Consider the following 19,164-nt stretch of genomic DNA (forward strand, 5'->3'; position numbering starts at 1 on the left):
AGCAATTAGCAAGCCAATAGAAAATTTCCCTTTTGATTCAAAAGCTTGGATTCAAATAACGAAATGATCGGCAAACTGACGTCAGAAATACGTCGTCAGTTTCAGAGAACGGCTGAAAAGCGGCCAGTAGCATGCACAGACACAGGAAAAAGCGGCCGAGCGGCGGCAACCTGTTGCCGCACTCTGGTTTTCAAAGACGTGGTTTTCCAGGATCTGGTTTTCAAAGATAAGGGTCAGAGACGTAATACAGGAGCGCGGGCGTCCCGCCTGCGCTCCCGTGCAACCCCTCAACAGCAATCACGGTGCGTGGTTTAAATAAACAGCATCAGGGTCAGTGTTTATCACAGCTATCAGGCTTCATGGTCGCTGCTGTTTGCTTCGACATATGTTTGCGAAGTTCGTGAATCAGCGAATACACCACCACCAGAATCAACGGCAGCGCGATACCTTCGGCGATTTTGGCGTTGAGGTTGAGGCCAAAGGCGTTGAGCGCATCAATGGTGATGCCCATCAAACCCAGCAGGTAATAACAGATCACCACCACTGACAGCCCTTCGACCGTTTGCTGCAGCCGCAATTGCAGTTCACTGCGGCGGTTCATCGACGCCAACAGATCCTGGTTCTGTTCCTGAATCGACAGGTCAACCCGGGTCCGCAACAGACTGGTGGTACGGTGAATCCGCCGCGACAGATCTTCGAGCTGGTCGCGCACCGACATACAGGTGTTGATGCCCGGTGTCAGCCGCCGTTCGAGGAATTCGCGCAGGCTCTGCACGCCATCCAGTGGTTCTTCGTTAAGCTGGTTAAGGCGGTCACGGACCAGATCGTGATAGGCCTTGGCGGCCGAAAACCGGAAGTTGGTATCCGAACGATAACGTTCAACGTCGGCAGCCAGCTGCGACAGCGCCGTCAGCAACTCACGATCATCGGCCTGATTATCAAGCTCGGAAATATTCTGGATCAGGTTGGCCAGGCTGGTTTCCACCTGGGTCAGTTCATGGCCCATCTTGCGGGCGATGGGCAACGCCAGCAGCGCCATCAGGCGGTAGGTTTCCAGCTCAAACAGGCGCTGCACCAGCCGCCCGGTCTGATACGGATTCAAACCCTTGTTACAGGCCAGCATACGGCCAAACCCATCGCTGTGCAGCCGGAACGCGGTCCATACCGTCGCCTTGCCATCAGCCACCGAAGCTCCGGAAACCCGCTGGCCTTCAAACCACTGATACAGTTGTTTGTCGGTCGGTTGCTGATCGACCAGTGACAGGTTCACTGCCACCACCAGCTCGCCCGGTACCGCCGCCAGCCAGTCTTTTGGCACAAACGCCATGGCATCGGTGGTGAAGGCATTGTCGGTCGGTACGATAAAGGTGAAGTTGGAGAACTCCAGGTGGCGCTCCCAGCGTAGCTCAAAACCACCAAAGTCCTGATACAGACAGGAAGATTCCGGGTCTGGTGCTGGCACGCTGAAACGCCGACACAGCTCGACGACGTGAGCGTGCAATTGCTTGCGGCTATCGGTTTGCTTGAAGGTAAAGTGGGCAACCTGGCAATTGCCTTCAATCACCGGCGACGGACGGTTATGCAATTCTTCGTACAACACCGAACGCAGCGGGTGCACGTTGAGGGATAACGCCGGGCTGGCAAATTCAGGTGCCTGCGGCTCTAGCTTGGTCATGCCTTGGTCTCTTTCCGAGTTTATAGGTAGGGCTAACCGGAAAGATAACGTCTGACAGCGTCCGCCACCAGATGTCTGTTGGTGCCGCTACCAAGGTAGCCCGACAACTGGCAAGCCCACTGCCACCAGCGGCAGTAACCGCAAACCGCTATAACCGCAGATCGCTATAACCGAAAGCCGCCCTGCTCATCCAATACACTGGCAACAGTGGTTTGCAGACTGCTGCCGACCTGTTGTTGCCAGGCCGTCAGCCAGTCCGCCAGCGCCGTGGCTTCCGGCACGCTGGTTTCCGCTGTACGTAATTGCTCCAGCGTCAGATCGGCAAAAAAATCACCCAGCGTCAGGCACCGCAAGTCCGGTAGCCAGACCCAGGTATCATCCTGGGTTTGGGCCACCCAGCCGCGTTGGGAAAAATGTTTCAACAAGGCTGCAAGATCCTGTGCCGGTATACTGCGCAAGGCTTTTTGCAAATCCTTGTTACCTAGTCCGGCACCTTGCTGCTGACCCTGTTGCAGGGTCGCCGCCAACGCCAGCCGCTGGCGCAACGGGTCTCGACTGGAGCGGCTTTCCGGATGACTAAGGGCATAACTCAACTCAGCACCAAACAGCAGTAACATCCAGCTGATGTAAATCCACATCAGGAACAACGGCACTGCCGCAAATGCGCCGTAAATCAGTTGATAGGACGGAAACATGCCAACCAGCCGGGCAAACAGGAATTTGCCGGTTTCAAAGGCTGTCGCTACCACGACGGCGGCAATCACCGCATCCCGTGGCGGCACCTTGCAGTTCGGCACCATCATATAAACAAAGGTGATGGCGGCGACGGTCATCGACCAGGGCAACAGCCGGGCGATTTCCGGCACCGAATTCGTCAACCAGCTGGTGTGTTCGTGTAACAGATTGAGGGAAGCAAACACCGAACTGGCAGCCTGCGCCAGGCCAAACAACAGCGGCCCCAGACTCAGCACCGCCCAATAGCGGAAGAAGCGTTGCAATGTCGAGCGTGATACCTCGACCTGCCAGATCTTGTTGAACTGTTGTTCGATGGTTTGCAGCAGCATCAAGGCGGTGAAAAACAGGAACACCACACCGACCCAGGTCAGTTCGCGGGCCTGCTGGCTGAATTCGACCAGATAATTGGATACCGTCTCACTGCCTTGCGGCATCACATAAGACAACAGATTGGCATTGGCCTGCTTGCCCCAGTCCTGCAGCGCCGGAATGGCACTCAGAATCGAGTAGGTCACGGTAATCACAGGCACCAGCGCAAACAGCGTGGTATAGGTCAGTGCCGCCGCATCACGACGGCGCTCCATCGATTCAAACCGCAGCAGTGTTTGCCAGATCAATCTCAGAACCCGACGACCGCGCCGGAAAGCGATGAGCATCACAAGCTTCCTTGTTACAATCCCGGTCAATCACAACCGTATTCAAACAACAGGATTCAAGCATGAGTGAAATTCGTATCTACCACAATCCCCGCTGCTCCAAGTCCCGCGAGACCCTCAAGCTGCTGCAGGATCAGGGCATCGAACCGACTGTGGTTGAATACCTGAAAGACACCCCGTCTGAACAACAGATCGCCGAACTGATCAGCCTGCTGGGTCTGGCCAGCGCCCGCGACCTGATGCGCACCAAGGAAGACGAATACAAGCAGCAGGGCCTGGCTCAGGTGACCGATGAAGCCGCCCTGATCAAGGCCATGGCCGCCACGCCCAAGCTGATTGAACGCCCAATCGTCGTCAAAGATGGCCAGGCGCGTATCGGTCGGCCACCAGAGCAGGTACTGGAGATCCTGTAATGGCCGCAGCCAGCCCCTACATTCTGGTGCTGTATTACAGCCGCCACGGCAAGACCGCCGAAATGGCCCGCCTGATCGCCCGTGGCGTTGAACAGGCTGGCCTGGAAGCCCGCATCCGCACCGTGCCATCAGTGTCACCGGATACCGAAAGCAGCTTGCCTGCGGTTCCCGCTGACGGCGCTGTGTATTGCAGTCAGCAGGATCTGCGCGACTGTGCCGGGCTGGTACTCGGCAGTCCGACCCGCTTTGGCAATATGGCCGCACCGCTGAAATATTTTATCGACGGCACCAGCAGCCTGTGGCTGAGTGGCGCACTGGCTGACAAACCAGCGGGGGTGTTTACCTCAACCTCATCCCTGCATGGCGGCCAGGAGTCCACCCTGCTGACCATGGCGCTGCCACTGTTGCACCACGGCATGGTGTTCGCGGGTCTGCCCTATCGCAACCCGGAGCTGACCGAAACCAGCACCGGCGGTACGCCATATGGCATGAGCCACTGGGCCGGAGCCAACAACGAGCACTCTCTGAGTACTCATGAAAAATCCTTGTGCCTGGCCCAGGGCAAGCGTGTGGCTGTGCTGGCCAACGCCTTGCTGACTGTCAGCTGAGCGGAGAATTGCATGAACCAACCTGAAACCAGCCAGTTTGCCAGCAAGGCCAAAACCGCCTGGACGCTGCTGCTGCTGAGCTATACCGCCATGTTGCTGATTCTGGTGGTATCGACCCTGATCAATCCGCCGCAGGATGTCGAACCAGGCCTTGAAATGTGGCTGGGCGGCATTGGCATCGCGGTCTTCAAATGCCTGCCGCTGTTGCTGTTTATCCCGGGCCTGATCGCCCGTTCACATAAAACCGCATCCTGGCTGGCTTATATGATACAGCTGTACTTTGTACTGGCAGTGATGTGGATTTTCACCCCTGGCAGTGGTGCCTGGGGCTGGCTGATGACGGTCGACAGCCTGGCCATTTTTGTAACAGCCATGCTGTTCACCCGCTGGCAAAAACGGTTCGAAGCCGGGCTCTGAGCTCGAACGTCGGGCTTTATTCCGCCGAACGCTGCAAGGCGGCCGCCAGCTCACCAATACGCTGTTTGGTTTCATCCACCAGCGTATTGATCTCCCTGGCTGATGCCGCTGACTTGAACGCCAGTGTCCGCACTTCGTCGGCCACCACCGCAAAACCACGGCCCTGCTCGCCAGCACGGGCCGCTTCAATCGCCGCATTGAGCGATAACAAGCTGGTCTGATCTGCAATATTGTTGATCACGGAGACGATGGCCCCGATCTGGTTACTCGACTGCAGCACGGATTCCATCGCAGCAGCGGTTGATTCCCGCGCCTGAACTTCGGTCGAAATATCCTTCACAAAGGCGGTGTAGCCGATTTCACCCAGCACCCGAATTTTGCTCAACGACAGCATGGCGTCAGTACGGCTGCCATTCTTTCGCTGGATTTTGACCGGCCGGCGAGTACCGACAATCTTGTCCTGACCAGTGTTGCGATTGTTATTGACGTATTGGTCGTGGCCGCTACGCAATTCCTGCGGCACCAGCATATTGACGTTCTGACCAAGCACTTCGTCACGCTCATAACCCCACAGCTGCGCTGCCGCACGGTTATAAAAGGTCACCCGGTTGTCGCCATCAATCGACACCACTGCATCCAGTGCCTGCTCCAGCGTCTGGTCGATGATTTCCCGTACCTCCCGCTCGGCGGAAATATCCCGCACGAAGGCGGTATAGATAATTTTGCCCTGCAAGTGGATTTTCGACAGCGACAAGCTGCCCCACACCAGTGAGCCATCCTTGCGCATAATTTCGACTTCCCGACGACTGCCAACAATACGGTCCTGGCCGGTCTTGCGATTACGATTCACATGCTGGTCATGTTGAGTGCGAACGGCTTCCGGCACCAGCATCTTGACGTTCTGACCCATCACTTCGTCAGCGCTATAACCCCACAACTGTTCGGCTGCGTGGTTATAAAAGGTGATGCAATTGTGCTCGTCGATGGTAACCACGGCGTCCAGCGCCTGGTTCAGAGTCTGGTTAATGACTTCCCGTACCGCCCGTTGCCGGGTGATGTCCTTGACGAAGGCGGAATAGAAAAACTCTTTACCAATACGGATTTTTGACAGCGACAAGCTGCCCCAAAGCTTGCTGCCATTCTTGTGTTCGATTTCAACATCACGACTGCTACCAACGATCTTGTCGGCACCTCCCTGACGATTGGCAGAGATAAAGCTGTCGTGCTGTGAACGCAGGGCCTTCGGCACCAGCAGGTTGACGTTTTTGCCAACCACCTCCGCAGCTCCGTACCCCCACAGCTGTTCGGCAGCGCGATTGAAGAAGGTAATCTGATTGTTGCCGTCAATCATAACGACCGCATCAATGGCCTGTGCCAGGGTTTGCTGGACAATTTCCTGCTGCTGATGCAACCCGGACACATCCTTGATAAAGGCGGTATAACATAGCTGCTGGCCAACCCGGATTTGCGAAACCGACACACAGCACCACAGTGGCGAACCATCCTGGCGCAGCAGTTCAAGTTCCTGACAATGCCCCGGGGCAGATTTTGCGGTCTGCCAGATACTGGCTGGCAACAGCTTGTCTGCGCTCTGGCCCAGCAGTTCAGCCGCAGGTCGTCCCCACAGAGCTGCCGCAGCCGGGTTCGCAAACGTCACCCGGTGAGCTTCATCGACACAAATAACGGCATCAATTGCCTGGGAAAGAATTTGTTCTGAAATTGACTGGTTCGCTGCCCTGCCCGGCAATTTCCACATTGCACGTACCCTGCCTGGATTATTTTCTAATAACCCTAGCAAAGATTTGGCGGTTGATCAGGGATGGGTCAATCGGAGTTGACGGGGAAGGCTACAACAAGAAGCGGTTTGAGCGGATGCTGACGTCCTGCAACTGGCGCAAGAACAACACCAGAGGGCCAACACCAGAGGGCCAACACCAGAGAAAGGCTGCAAGGGAGGTTCTGGCAGTTTGGCGGAGCCGGGTTGTCAGGAATACCCCCCGGCTCTGGACAGGATTATTCCTGCTCGTCTTCCCATTCACCGTCGGTGTCATCGTCAGCAATTTCGGTGGTTACCGGAGCACCACATTTAACACACTTGCCTTCAATGTAAATCACACCACCGAGTTCGTATTCCTCTGGTTCCTTCATGCCCAGATCGGCTTCCATACACTGGTTGCACCAGGTCTGGCTCAGGAAAGCTTCCTGATCTTCTTTGTCACGGGCATAAAAATCGCGTTCGGTGCGTTCCATGGAAATCTCTCTTTGATCGGTTTAAGGGCGGCATTGTAGAGCAATTATGGCCGCCGCCAAGACCAGCGGCCATGCCGACCTTCATAAATACCAGCAGCCACGGAAAAACATCTAAAAAATAGAAAGCTAATCGCTTTTTTATCCGCTTTTTAAGAAAGCTTTAAACCACTAACCTGCAGCTAATTCCTCCATACATTTACGATATCGGAGCAGCAACCATGATCTATCTGAGACGTGCCGCCGATCGCGGCCTGGCCAACTTCGGCTGGCTCAATAGCCATCACAGTTTTTCCTTTGGACATTATTACGACCCGCAACACATGGGCTGGGGCCTGTTACGGGTAATCAATGATGACACGGTTGACCCGGCCGCAGGTTTTGATCCCCACGGCCACCGCGACATGGAAATCATTTCCTACGTCTTGCAGGGTGCCTTACATCACAAGGACAGCACTGGCCGGGAATCCGTATTACGGGCCGGTGAAGTTCAGCGCATGACTGCGGGCAGTGGCATTGTTCATTCAGAATACAACCACTCGAGCGAGCAGCCAGTGCATTTTCTGCAAATCTGGATCCGTCCGGCCAGCAACGGCCTGGAGCCAGGTTATGAACAGAAAGTCGTGCCTCAGCAGGGTTCGCTGACAGCACTGGTGTCTCACGACCAACGTGGCGAATCACTGAAGATTCATCAGGATGTGGTGCTGTCACGACTGCAACTGGAAGCGGGCGAAAGCAGGCCACTGGCTATCAGCCAACGCGCTGGTTACCTGCATCTGATCGAAGGTGAACTGGAAGTGGCAGTGGATGACAACGACAAACTGACTCTGACGGCTGGTGATGCCCTCGGTGTTAACCAACAAAAACAGTTGCAAGTCAGTGCTCACAAACCTGTCACAGCGCTGTGGTTTGATTTACCAGTGTTTGCGCAAAGATGACCATCACAAACCGTTACTGATGGTTTCCAAGCGTCACTAGATGATGGTTTAAATCCGTACCATACTCACACAGGGGACAAATTCAGCTCAGGGAGTAGCGCAATGGTACAGCCTAACCCGGGGAAACTGTTCAGGCTCAGCCTGTGGGCGCAGACGGCCTGGACGACTCTGTTATGGGTCGTTCTGGTATGGGAAGTCTGCTTGCAACATCTGGCTGACAAAAGCTGGCTGGCAGCGATCGGTTCATTGACGATATCGCTGCTGGGACTTGCTGCTGGCTGCCTGTTCACCATACTCTGGCCACACTGTTTGCTGAAACGTCAGCAACACACCGAATGGTCGATCCATCATCCAATGCGACTGGGGTTGCCACCTCAGGAAAATCTCACCGAGTTGACTCATACTTACCATCACACCTCATTGTGGTCCTGGTGGCTGGTCAATCTGCTGATACCATTGGGTTTTGCATTTACCTTATTGCAGCTCTGGTGCCTGTGGGCGCTGGGCAATATGCCAAGGGAAGCCAACCCCCATGATCACCCTGCATCACCTGAATAACTCGCGTTCCCAACGAATTCTCTGGATGCTGGAAGAAGTTGGCATCCCCTATCAGATCACCTATTACGAACGCGATGCCAAGACGCTACTGGCACCGCCAAGCCTGAAAGCCATTCATCCACTGGGCAAGGCGCCGGTGCTGATTGATGGTGAACTGGCACTGGCTGAATCCGGCCTGATTATCGAATACCTCAACGAGGCCAAAGCTGCCAACCGCTATTTGCCGGATGATCATCAACAGCGCTGGCAAGCCCGTTATTGGCTTCATTACGCCGAAGGCAGCCTGATGCCCTTCCTGTTGCTGACGCTGGTGTTTAACAAAATCAAGACATCGCCGATGCCGTTTTTTGTCAAACCCATCGCCAGAGGCATTGCTGACAAGGTGCTGCAAACCTTTGTGATGCCGAACCTGAATACCCACCTGGATTATATCGAACGTCACCTGGCCCAACATGAATGGTTTGCCGGAGAGCAATTATCCATTGCCGATTTCCAGATGGTGTTCCCGCTGGAAGCTGCGCTGAACCGCGCAGTAACAGCCGCCAGCCATCCCCAGATTGCTCGCTTTGTGCAGCAAATCCAGCAACGCCCGGCCTATCGTCGGGCGCTGGAACAGGGTGGCCCTTATGACTATGCCTGAGTATCCGGACAGCTGTTGGGGTTGTTCTTTGGTACTGTTTTAGGCAGCAACCAGGCAGATTTAAACCATCATTGCCGCTGGCTCACTTTGTTCCCGATTGGTTATCTACTATTAGGGTAATAACAACCAAAACGAGCCAACCTGCATGTCTGTGTTATCCAGTCTGAGCGTCCAGAAAAAAATCCTGCTGCCGGTTTCCCTGCAACTGCTGTTGCTGGTGCTGGTAGTCGCCATTTTTATCAACAATCAAAGCACTACCGAACAGATTCGCAGCAAGGTCGCAGAAACCCAGGTACTGGCCAGTGATCTCTACCAGATGTCGTCCGATGCCGAGCGGTTCAGTTTTTCCCGCCAGGGCTACGACGACTTGGCTAACAAAATCCGCCAACTGGAACAGCAAGTCAGCCAGTATCCAGCGCTGGCGAAACTGCAAGAGCACTTGCAGGGCCTGCAAGCTGCGTTGTCCCAGTTACAGCAGGTGTTTAACAGCAACCGCGAGCTGGCTGCCCGCTTTCTGCAACTATCGCGGCAATCCATCGAAGCATCGAATCAATACGTCTACGACGTGATGGACAGCCTGAATGACCCATTCAAACTGCAAAGTACCTTGCGGGAAGAATTGGCGGCCATGTCTGGCGCGGTCAAAAGCACCAACAAAACCTACCAGTTGCGATTGCTGTTCGAAGAGCTGACACAGCACCCGGAAAAAGGGTCTGAACTGCTGGGGCTGATCGACGAATTGCTTGAGCAAGCCAAAACCGATGTCGAAAATTTTGCGGATACCGAACAGGAGGAACGTGTTAATGAACAATTAGCCGTTCTGACGCAGCTCCGGCAAATTACCAATGACTATCTGCAAACAACGCCTTTGCTGGAACAAGCTGAAGCCGGGGTCGATGCCAACCTGACCGAAATTTTCGAGCATCTGGGCCAGGCAGAGCAGCAAACACTGAATGATACTTTCGGATCGATAACCGCAGCGCTTGTAAAAATCATCGTCACACTGGCTATCGCAATTGGCCTGACTATCGCCGTTTCATTACTGATGGGCCGCGCCATCGTTAACCCGATTCGTGAACTGAAGGGCCATATTGACACCCTGGCCTCCGCTGGCGGTGACCTGACCTTCCGGATCAAGCAATCCGGCAATGACGAAATTGCCGAACTGTCACAAGGCATTAACCATTTTCTGGCAACCCTGCAGGGAATTTTCCAGCAGGTCAAAGCGTCGTCGTCGGCGATATCAGAATCTGCCAGTCGTAACTCTCAGCTGAGCAAACAGTCTGCCGAACTAATGCAACAACAACAAAAGGAAACCGGTGACGTCGCCACCTCGGTAAGTCAGATGGAATCGGCGATTCAGGAAGTCGCCAACAATGCTTCATCAGCCGCCGAATCCGTACGGCATGCCGACAACCGCGCCAAAGCGGTGGTCGACACCATCAACTCTGCCATCAGTGGAATTACCCAGGTCAGCAGTGAACTGGACTCCGCTTCCCATGTCATTCAGCAGCTCAATCAGGACAGCCAGAACATCAGCGGCATTCTCGATGTAATCCGGGCAATTGCCGACCAGACCAACCTGCTGGCGCTCAATGCCGCCATTGAAGCCGCCCGGGCCGGTGAGCAAGGACGTGGTTTTGCAGTGGTTGCCGACGAAGTCCGTTCGCTGGCGCAACGCACCCAATCCTCCATCGAGGAAATCCATAGCATGATTTCCAAGCTGCAAACGGCTTCCGAGCGAGCTACCGAGGTCATCAACAGCAGTAGCCAGCAGATTGCCACCACCGTCAGCCGTAGTCAGGCTGCTGGTGACGGTGTGCGGGATATTTCCGGGCTGGTGTCGTCCATTGCCCAGATGAACATCCAGATTGCCAGTGCGGTTGAAGAACAAAGTGCAGTGGTACGAGAGATTAACGGCTTGATCCAGCATATCCGTGAACTGGCCGAAGACAGTAATCAGGCAGCGGTCGAAGCCCGCCAATCATCGTCGCTGCAAACCGATGCAGCCCACCAGCTTGATGGCGTAACCCAGCGCTTCCGGGCCTGAGCCACCAGGTTAGTCGCCGGATCGCACGAGCCATTGTGCAGATCCGGTTATATTTGCATATAGCGATTATTCCCTTTACCAAACAATCTGTTTCATATTCATCATTCATTTACTGACTGCTTACATTAAATGATTCAGCCAGATAAAAAATACGTTATAGAACAAATTATATAGTGAAAGATTGCCAGACAATCGTAATGTCGATATACAACAAAAACTCATTATTCCGTGATCAAGTTCTTATTAATCTGTGACAAACGTAAATATTTGCAATAATATTTCAAACCCAATTGAGACATTTATCACCCATGGATAGGCTTGGTGACCATCCTGTACCCGTACGGGTCGCACTTTGATTGATGGCCCCTTGATAACTCAACCTGCAAAGGAGTTGCGATGGCTACTTTTCTCAATAAAACCTCAATCGATCGGCTCACCAGAACACTGATTCAGAAATCAGCGCGCCAGCTGACACTGGTAAGCCCATATCTGCAACTGGAAGCCGATATGCTGGATCTGATAACAGCCAAAGCCGATCAAGGCCTGCAAGTCCGGCTTATCTATCGTAACCACCAGTTCCTGTCACAGATATATTCACTGGCCCGCCATCCGAATATCGCTATTTACGTTAGCCCGAAACTGAATGCACGCTGCTGCTGCAACGAAAGCAATATCATCCTCAGCAGTCGCAACCTGGAACCGTCTCGTGATGGTCAACAACACGATATGGGTATCCTGCTTACCCGCAGCAAGGATGCTGATGCCTTCAGCGCCGCCTGCAGGGATATTATGGATATTCTGGAGCATTCCGAGCAGCTGTTTGCAGAGAAACAGGCAACAGAGCAGCTCAGTATCACGACAGCGGTATCAGAACGCACACCATCGGCAGAAATGTATTTCGCCCTCAAGAATCAGAAGGTTCAGTTCGCCTCCCGTCCCGGCTTTGATAACGAAGCCGACAACGACACCCTGCTGGAAACCTCTGCCTGGTCAGAAATGATGAAGCTGGATACCGACGCCGTACGCCAGCAATTGGTTAACGCGGGTATGCTGGTTGAATCAAGCGGCAAGTTGTACATGACCGCCCGAGCCAAACAGCAAGGAGCCCGTACTCGTATGGGTGAGGATGGCCTCTACTTTCTGTGGCCCAGCAAGCTGGAGCTGCGCGCTAATTAAACGTCACCAAAGCCGTTATGCAGGCGGTACGCCTGCTCTCCCCGGCTGGTCTGAATTGATTAACCGAACCGAGTTGCCGGTTATTCTGAGTCTTCCTGCAGCTCAGCCATCATCCATTCCTTGAACGCCTTCATACCAGCAGTTAACGGCCGGTTCTTGCGATACACCAGATAGAAAGCCTTATTGGTATCGAGCTGGATATCAAAGGGGCGTACCAGCCGGCCAGATGCAATTTCCCGCGAGGTCAGCGTACTGTCCGCCAATGCGACACCAAGACCTTCCTGGGCGGCAGCCGTGGCCAATTGGCCACTGGACATCTGCAGACTGCCTTTTGGAATCAGGCCACCAGCACCCGCTTGCTGCAGCCAGTCGAGCCACTCCCACTTGCGTTTGCTGACGTAAATAATGTTGTGATACTTGAGGTCCGCCGGCGTTTTTAACGGATTTGGCCCCATCATCAAACGCGGACTACAAACCGGCACCAGCATCACCTTGCGCAAAAAGTGGGTTTCGATGTCGTCCCACTCGCCATTGCCGTAATAAATCGCGATATCGGTATTGGAGCGGTTGAAGTCGATCAGACCCATGCTGGCATTGATCTGCAATTCGATATCCGGATACAGCTCCTGAAACCGGCTCATGTGCGGCATCAACCAGCGAGTCAGGAAGTTGGGCGCCACGCTGATCTGTACCACATTGGTTTCCTGATGGGTGGTCAGACGCCGGGTCGCCACTTCGATCTCATCCAGCGCGTGTTTGATCATGGTGAGGTACTGCTCACCTGCCGTGGTTAACTCAACTTTACGTTTGTTACGACTAAACAACAAAATACCTAAGTATTCTTCGAGGGTTTTGATCTGGTGGCTGACTGCTGATGCGGTGACCGATAATTCCTCTGAAGCCCCAACAAAACTGGCATTTCTGGCCGCTGCTTCAAAGGATCGAAGGGCATTCAAGGGAGGTAAACGACGCATCAGGACCATCCATAGATTAGATTTTTTCAACATAGTGCTTAGAAAGCTTCGCTTTTGCAAGTGTCAGCTTTTGTCTAACCTAGGCACTGTAAACACTACCTTTGTATCAATGGAGATACTGCTATGAACAACTCTGATTTCCACATCGAAAATGCTGCCGACTTTGACGTCGAATTCCACATTCAGCGTGCCCGTGCCCTGCGCAGCGCTTATGTTGCTGAATTCTTCGTGTCTCTGGGTCGCAAGATTGCTGCACTGCTGCACATCGGACACAAAGATCACAACATGGCATCTTCTCACTAAAAGCCACTGCTTGCCTGAACTCAGGTAACTGGCGAATTCAACGGTCCTGCTGACCGCGCCAAGCCTGGTAAACTCACTTCGACTCGCCTGTTAAAAATAATCAAGAGTCGATGTTGTTTTACTCTTCTTGCCGTTCTCTCTGTATATCACCCCTCCCAGCCATTGTTTTCCTGTAAGTCCTTCGCTATCCCAGTCAATTAGCCCACAAGCTTCCAGAAATTCCATCCCGGGCATTGCCTAATGCTGATCAGTTAAGCGTTTTTAACCACAAATTGTCGTCATCCTGAACTGTTCCGGCTGCGCAGAATCAGGATCCAAAAGCCCTATGGATCCCGGATCTGCTTCGCGTCCGGGATGACGTGGATTTGTTAAATGAACAGCATCACGGGCATTGCCAGTTTTTCTCCCGACTCCAAACAATCAATTTGTTGTAGGCTGGGCCGTGCCCAGCAAATGTTGGGCGGGGCCCAACCTACTTCCGACACCGAGTCCGCTCTGCTGCTGAAACAAAAAAGGGCAGCCATACGGCCGCCCTGTAAAAGCGGGGAGAACATCAAGCGCCAACTGGAAGAAACCCCGCAAAGCAAATTCACACCTGCCAATAAAACATGCCGGACTTCTTGTTCAGCACCACGGCAGACCAGTGTTTATCAACGGCTTTACCTGCCATGCCATAACACACATGCAAAGGCAGCAAATGCTCTTCACGTGGGTGACAGAAGCGAGCTTCAGGCGCCTTTTCCCAACCTGAAAATCGCTCTTTCCTTTCAGTTTCTGACAAACGATCACTGCTACAGGTTTCCAGCAACCAGCTTTCAAACGCCTCATTTCGTGCCTGAAGTTCACGCGTGTTTGGTGCAAAGAACGCCCGCATGTTGTGGAACGAGAAACCCGAACCGAGAACCAGCAGATTTTCAAACTCCAGCCCTTGCAATGCTTCACCAATCGCCAGGTGAACATCCGGATTCAGGCTATGCACCAGCGACAGTTGCACGACCGGAATATCGGCCTCCGGGAAGAGGATCTTCAGCGGTACAAACATACCGTGGTCAAAGCCACGACGAGCATCACCACGCACCGGCAGACCAGCCGCCTGCAGGCTTTGCATGACTTTTTCAGCCAGTTGCGGATGGCCCGGAGCCGGATACTTGATGCTGTAGGTTTCTGGCGGGAAGCCATAATAGTCATAGATCAGCTCTGGCGTGGAACCGGTGGTGACCGTCGCAACCTGCTCTTCCCAATGGGCGCTGATCAGCAAAATCGCATCCGGCTTTTTCAGCTGCTTACGAATTTCGTGCAAACGTTTAACCATCTCCTGGTGACCAGGGTCGCCCATCAACGGCATCGGCCCACCGCCATGGGATACAAACAGAATCTGTTGTTGCTTGCTCATAACAATCTCCTTTCCGGCCTTCCAGACCGTTTTATAAGTTCAACGCTGTTCGGTACAAATGGGGCAGTTTCAAATGGAATAAGGTCCCACAGGCACAATTCCATTTGGATTCAATGCCTTGATAGAGTAATAACCCGCCTTGATATGTTTCAAATTGACGGTATTGGCAACTCCCGGTAACGCCAGCACCCGATGCATATAACCATGCAGGCCTGGCATTTCCTTCAAGCGATTGCGGTTACATTTGAACAGGCCGTGATAGGCTGCATCAAAACGCACCAGGGTCACAAACAAACGAATATCAGCTTCCGTCAGCTGCGCGCCAAACAAAAATTCACGGCCATCAGCAAAGCGGCTTTCGAGCTCATCCAGCATGCCGAACACATTTGCGTAGGCTTCGTCGTAAGCCAGCTGGGTGGTGGCAAAACCAGCCTGATAAACGCCGTTGTTCAAACGCGGATAAATCTGGCCGTTCAGTTCATCAATAGCACTGGCGAGCTCAGCCGGGTATAGGTCCAACGCTGCCTGCTCTGGCTGCTGTTCAGCCAACAGATCGTTAAAGGCCGTATTCAGCATCCGCACAATGTCAGCAGATTCATTATTGACCATGCGATTGGTCTGCTTGTCCCACAGCACCGGTACAGTCGCCCGACCGGTAAATTGGGGGTCGGCCTGGGTGTACAACTGGTGCATGTATTGAGCGCCATTCAACTCATCGTTATCTGCACCATCGAAGCCACCAAACTGCCAGCCCTGTTCGGTCAGCACCGGATTCACCACAGAAACCGTGATGTAATCCTGCAGACCTTTCAACTCCCGTACCATCAGGGTGCGAGACGCCCATGGACAAATATAGGCGACGTATAAATGATAGCGGCCCTTTTCAGCCTTGAAGCCAGCCTCTCCGGTTGGGCCAGCGCTGCCATCCGCGGTTACCCAATGACGAAAGGAAGAAACCTGACGGATAAAACGGCCGTCTTCGTCTTCGCTTTGCACCGGTTGCCAGTTTTGCTGCCAAACGCCATTCACCAACATCTGAAACCTCACCTTGAATTCGTCAAATCAAATATCGGCAGGCTCTGATCCGAGAGCCTGCCGCCTGTAGCTGTCGTGCCCGACTACTTAGTGAGCCAGTGCTGCCGCCGCTGAATAAGGCTTGCCAGCCACCAGCTTGTTACGCAGCACATTGTCCAGAGAGAAATAACCAGCACCCTGGATCGCCAGCGCCACAGTCACCGCCAGCAGGCTCAGGGCATATTCATAACCATTGTTGGTCAGGAACAGGCCGTTGCTGATGTGGGTACTGAAAATAGCCACCAGCATGGTGAAAGCCGTCACAATGGCCGCAGGGCGGGTCAACAAGCCCAGCACCAGCGCCAGGCCACCGAAAAACTCGGCACTACCCGCCAGCAAGGCCATCAGATAACCGGGTTCCAGACCAATGCTGGCCATCCACTGACCGGTTCCTTCAAGACCGTAGCCACCGAACCAGCCGAACAGTTTTTGCGAACCGTGGGCTGCCAGTACGATACCAACCGGTACACGCAGGGCCAGCGCAGCAAAGCCACCAGTGGTACCCAGCAGGGCATTCAGAAAACGTTTGTTAGTTGTGTTGCTCATGGCGAATTCCTCATCTTTCATCTGTTTGGGACGGAAGCCGCAACACTCTGTTTGTTGCCTTGCTTCAGCGTATGAGCACACTTTACTATCGCCGAATCGACACAATAAGATGGCTATCATTGCTTAATTAGCAACATTTCATTGATAGTTGTCCTGCAACCAGCCAGGCGGAAACGGAGTCACCGATGGACAGAATTGATGCCATGCGCACCTTTGTAACTGTGGTGAATGAAGGCGCTTTCAGCCGTGCCGCCGAGCGGCTGGATATGTCGCCCCAGCTGGTCAGTAAATACGTCTCGCAGCTGGAGCAACACCTCGGCGTGCGATTGCTCAATCGCACTACCCGCAAGGTCCATTTGACCGAGGCTGGCAACCGCTACTTCCAGCGCAGCCAACAGCTACTGGATGATATTGATGATCTGGAGAACCAGCTCGGCGACTGGCAGGATGGCGCTCGTGGTACCTTGCGTGTCAGTGCGCCGGTGTCGTTTGCCACCCAGCACATGGCGCAACTCCTGGTCGATTTTCAACAAGCCTATCCGGCAGTTGGGGTGGATTTGCAATTGAATGATCGCAAGGTCGATATCATCGAAGAAGGTTTTGATGTGGCGCTGAGGATTGGCCATCTGAAGAACTCGTCCCTGATCGCCCGCCGTATTGCTCCGGTCCGGCTGGCCATCTGCGCATCAGCGGATTACCTCAAGAAAAACGGTACGCCCACCAGCCTGGATGACTTACGCCAGCACAGATATTTACGCTACAGCTACGCCGACACCAGCAACGAGTTATTTGGCGTGTTGGGCAGTGGCCGCAATGATCAGGCGGATTTGATCAGTAATAACGGCGACGTGCTGGTGCAGTCAGCCATTGGCGGCGCCGGTATCGCGATTCAGCCCACCTTTATTGCCGGCCCGGCGATTGCGGCTGGCAAACTGGTGATGCTGCTGCCCGAGGAAGCACCACCACCATTGAACCTGTACGCCGTTTACGCTCACCGCCAGCTACTGGCCAGCAAGGTTCGCTGCTTTATTGATTTTCTGGATGGTTATTACGGCGAAGTTCCCTATTGGGATCAGGGGCTGTAACTGCTGCCCAGATCTGAATAGCCGGGTTATGCCAGTTCACAAGCATCTTCAGCAGCATCCAGCGAACGGGCCGTCAGACACTCCAGCACGACGTCTTTATCGACAAACGGAACGTGGCGCCCAGCCATGTTCTGATATGTCTCATGGCCACGACCAAGAATCATAATCAGGTCATTGGCTTCAGCAACTCTGAGGCTGTATTCAATCGCCTCCCGCCGATCGATGTATTTTTCATAAGGCGTGTTCGCCAAAAAACCCCGCTCGATATCTGCCAGAATCTTTTCTGGGTCTTCGAATCTTGGCGTATCGGACGTCAGTACAACCAGATCGCAGAACAGGCTTAGTAACCTGCCAATCATCGGCCGTTTATGCTCGTCACGATTACCACCACTGCCCATCACCGCAATCAGCCGCCCCCTGCAGATCGCTCTGGCGGCAATCAGGGTCTTTTCAACGCCGTCTGGCGTGTGAGCAAAATCGACCACGATTTCAGCCGGGTGTGAGGTCATCAGGCGCTCAAAGCGCCCTGGAATAACGGTTTTCTGCAGACCGGCAAAGATAACCTCAGCAGCCAGCCCATAATGAAAGCCAACGGCTATCGCCGCCAGGCAGTTATAAACATAGTGTTTACCCACAAACGGCAGCTCCAGGGCATAAGACTCGCCGTCGAACCAGAGATCAAAAGCGATGGTAAAGCCCAGGTAACGTATATTAGTGGCACGCAGATCCGCTTCCGCATCAATGCCATAAGTGACAACCCGGGCATGCGACAGAGACGCTGTGAGTTCAGCACCATAAGCATCGTCGATATTGATAATGGCAGTGCCGCAGCTGCGCTCGACACTGTCAAACAAGCTTTTTTTGGCCGCAAAATAATCTGCCATCGTGCCATGATGGTTGAGATGGTCGCGGGTCAGATTGGTAAATACAGCAACATCAAAGTCAACATCATCCACGCGGTTCAGAGAAAGACCGTGCGAACTGACTTCCATCACCGCATGGGAAACCCCATCATCTTTGGCCTGCCGGAAAAAACCATGCAACACCGGCGCTTCCGGCGTGGTGTTAACAGTCGGGATAATCCGGTTGAGGTAACGATTCTCAACGGTACTGACCAACGCCGTGTGATGGCCGCCGTGGTTGAGCATCTGCTCAACCATATAAGCGATGGAGGTTTTGCCATTGGTGCCCGTAACGCCCACCAGTTTCAGACCCTGCGCGGGTTGGCCATACCAACAGGCAGCAAGCCGCGACAGCGCCTTGCGGGTATGGGGAACGATAATTTGAGGCACCTGCGCAAAAACAGATAACGGCGCTTCCAGTACCAAAGCCACCGCGCCACGTTGCAGCGCATCGGCAACACTGGCTTCGATATGCTCACGGGAGTTTTCTGCAGGCATCAGATAGTTCGGCGTCCAGATAAACAGGAAGCCATCACTGACGTCTGTATTGACACAGGTTAGCCCGGTCAGCTGCACGTCCTGTGGATATTCACAATGCAATTCCAGCTCGCGCAGCAGCGCAGACAAATTGAGTTTCATAGGCCACCTTTCCCTGTGTGTTTATGAAACCGACTTAATACTCCCAAAACATGGCAATACTGAGCAGAAAATATGAATTCTGGCAGTTTGTGGCTCAAATAGTCTCAATACCACTGAAGCACCCGCAATAGTTGG

Annotated in this window: 18 protein-coding genes and 1 pseudogene; 10 read left to right on the top strand and 9 right to left on the bottom strand. The window is 53.7% G+C overall.

The window, feature by feature from the left end; all coding sequences use genetic code 11:
- Positions 1 to 331: 331 nt before the first annotated feature.
- Both K6123_RS20840 and K6123_RS20845 read right to left on the bottom strand, forming a co-directional pair.
- Entirely contained in the window at positions 332 to 1,675 is a 1,344-nt protein-coding gene (locus K6123_RS20840; RefSeq protein ID WP_221801282.1) for a DUF3422 family protein, read from the bottom strand.
- A gap of 164 nt (positions 1,676 to 1,839) precedes the next feature.
- Positions 1,840 to 3,066 carry a YihY family inner membrane protein gene (locus K6123_RS20845; protein ID WP_221801284.1) on the bottom strand — a complete coding sequence of 409 codons (1,227 nt, stop codon included), beginning with the start codon at positions 3,064 to 3,066 and terminating at the stop codon, positions 1,840 to 1,842.
- 62 nt (positions 3,067 to 3,128) lie between these two features.
- Here K6123_RS20845 and arsC point away from each other — a divergent pair, with 62 nt between their 5' ends.
- From arsC to K6123_RS20860, 3 genes are read left to right on the top strand one after another with little or no spacing between them, the layout of a single operon-like run.
- Positions 3,129 to 3,479, top strand: a complete 351-nt coding sequence (gene arsC, locus K6123_RS20850) for an arsenate reductase (glutaredoxin) (protein ID WP_221801286.1) — start codon at positions 3,129 to 3,131, stop codon at positions 3,477 to 3,479.
- On the top strand, positions 3,479 to 4,087 hold the full coding sequence (gene wrbA / locus K6123_RS20855; RefSeq protein WP_221801288.1) for an NAD(P)H:quinone oxidoreductase: 609 nt from the start codon (positions 3,479 to 3,481) through the stop codon (positions 4,085 to 4,087). The genes arsC and wrbA overlap by 1 nt, the downstream gene beginning before the upstream one ends.
- Positions 4,088 to 4,099: 12 nt before the next feature.
- On the top strand, positions 4,100 to 4,504 hold the full coding sequence (locus K6123_RS20860; RefSeq protein ID WP_221801290.1) for a DUF2069 domain-containing protein: 405 nt from the start codon (positions 4,100 to 4,102) through the stop codon (positions 4,502 to 4,504).
- Between the two features lie 85 nt (positions 4,505 to 4,589).
- Here K6123_RS20860 and K6123_RS23305 read toward each other — a convergent pair.
- Both K6123_RS23305 and K6123_RS20870 read right to left on the bottom strand, forming a co-directional pair.
- Positions 4,590 to 6,260, bottom strand: a pseudogene (locus K6123_RS23305) (PAS domain S-box protein); the annotation flags it as partial.
- A gap of 257 nt (positions 6,261 to 6,517) precedes the next feature.
- Positions 6,518 to 6,754 (bottom strand): hypothetical protein, encoded by a 237-nt coding sequence (locus K6123_RS20870; protein ID WP_221801292.1) that lies wholly within the window; start codon positions 6,752 to 6,754, stop codon positions 6,518 to 6,520.
- Between the two features lie 218 nt (positions 6,755 to 6,972).
- On the opposite strand from K6123_RS20870, the gene K6123_RS20875 reads away from it, so the two are divergent.
- The 5 genes from K6123_RS20875 to K6123_RS20895 all read left to right on the top strand — a co-directional run bounded on the left by K6123_RS20875 (position 6,973) and on the right by K6123_RS20895 (position 12,113).
- Complete coding sequence (locus tag K6123_RS20875; RefSeq protein WP_221801293.1) at positions 6,973 to 7,689, top strand: pirin family protein; 717 nt, start codon at positions 6,973 to 6,975, stop codon at positions 7,687 to 7,689.
- A 102-nt stretch (positions 7,690 to 7,791) separates the two neighbouring features.
- Positions 7,792 to 8,247 carry a hypothetical protein gene (locus tag K6123_RS20880; RefSeq protein ID WP_221801295.1) on the top strand — a complete coding sequence of 152 codons (456 nt, stop codon included), beginning with the start codon at positions 7,792 to 7,794 and terminating at the stop codon, positions 8,245 to 8,247.
- A complete protein-coding gene (locus tag K6123_RS20885) occupies positions 8,222 to 8,887 on the top strand; it encodes a glutathione S-transferase family protein (protein WP_221801298.1) in 666 nt (221 codons plus the stop codon). Before K6123_RS20880 ends, K6123_RS20885 begins: the two co-directional genes overlap by 26 nt.
- A 145-nt stretch (positions 8,888 to 9,032) precedes the next feature.
- A complete protein-coding gene (locus K6123_RS20890) occupies positions 9,033 to 10,937 on the top strand; it encodes a methyl-accepting chemotaxis protein (protein WP_221801300.1) in 1,905 nt (634 codons plus the stop codon).
- Positions 10,938 to 11,333: 396 nt separating this feature from the next.
- Positions 11,334 to 12,113, top strand: coding sequence for a phospholipase D family protein (locus K6123_RS20895; protein ID WP_221801302.1), 780 nt, complete (start codon positions 11,334 to 11,336; stop codon positions 12,111 to 12,113).
- Between the two features lie 80 nt (positions 12,114 to 12,193).
- Here K6123_RS20895 and gcvA read toward each other — a convergent pair whose 3' ends face one another.
- Positions 12,194 to 13,087, bottom strand: a complete 894-nt coding sequence (gene gcvA / locus K6123_RS20900; protein WP_221801304.1) for a transcriptional regulator GcvA — start codon at positions 13,085 to 13,087, stop codon at positions 12,194 to 12,196.
- Positions 13,088 to 13,210: 123 nt separating this feature from the next.
- Between gcvA and K6123_RS20905 the strand changes: the two genes are divergently transcribed.
- Positions 13,211 to 13,390 (top strand): RSP_7527 family protein, encoded by a 180-nt coding sequence (locus K6123_RS20905; protein WP_221801306.1) that lies wholly within the window; start codon positions 13,211 to 13,213, stop codon positions 13,388 to 13,390.
- A 589-nt stretch (positions 13,391 to 13,979) separates the two neighbouring features.
- On the opposite strand, the gene K6123_RS20910 is transcribed toward K6123_RS20905, so the two are convergent.
- From K6123_RS20910 to K6123_RS20920, 3 genes are all read right to left on the bottom strand, one after another.
- Entirely contained in the window at positions 13,980 to 14,783 is an 804-nt protein-coding gene (locus K6123_RS20910) for a DODA-type extradiol aromatic ring-opening family dioxygenase (protein WP_221801308.1), read from the bottom strand.
- Between the two features lie 69 nt (positions 14,784 to 14,852).
- Positions 14,853 to 15,818, bottom strand: a complete 966-nt coding sequence (locus tag K6123_RS20915) for a glutathione S-transferase family protein (protein ID WP_221801309.1) — start codon at positions 15,816 to 15,818, stop codon at positions 14,853 to 14,855.
- A gap of 87 nt (positions 15,819 to 15,905) precedes the next feature.
- On the bottom strand, positions 15,906 to 16,403 hold the full coding sequence (locus K6123_RS20920) for a DoxX family protein (protein WP_221801310.1): 498 nt from the start codon (positions 16,401 to 16,403) through the stop codon (positions 15,906 to 15,908).
- 185 nt (positions 16,404 to 16,588) lie between these two features.
- On the opposite strand from K6123_RS20920, the gene K6123_RS20925 reads away from it, so the two are divergent.
- Positions 16,589 to 17,488: a LysR family transcriptional regulator gene (locus tag K6123_RS20925; RefSeq protein WP_221801311.1), complete on the top strand. Its 900-nt coding sequence runs from the start codon at positions 16,589 to 16,591 to the stop codon at positions 17,486 to 17,488.
- 26 nt (positions 17,489 to 17,514) lie between these two features.
- On the opposite strand, the gene K6123_RS20930 is transcribed toward K6123_RS20925, so the two are convergent.
- The gene (locus tag K6123_RS20930) at positions 17,515 to 19,029 is read right to left on the bottom strand and encodes a UDP-N-acetylmuramoyl-L-alanyl-D-glutamate--2,6-diaminopimelate ligase (protein WP_221801312.1); all 1,515 of its coding nucleotides are present in this window, start codon (positions 19,027 to 19,029) and stop codon (positions 17,515 to 17,517) included.
- Positions 19,030 to 19,164 lie beyond the last annotated feature (135 nt).

Source organism: Oceanobacter mangrovi (genome assembly GCF_019740315.1).
GTDB classification, from domain to species: domain Bacteria; phylum Pseudomonadota; class Gammaproteobacteria; order Pseudomonadales; family Oceanobacteraceae; genus Oceanobacter; species Oceanobacter mangrovi.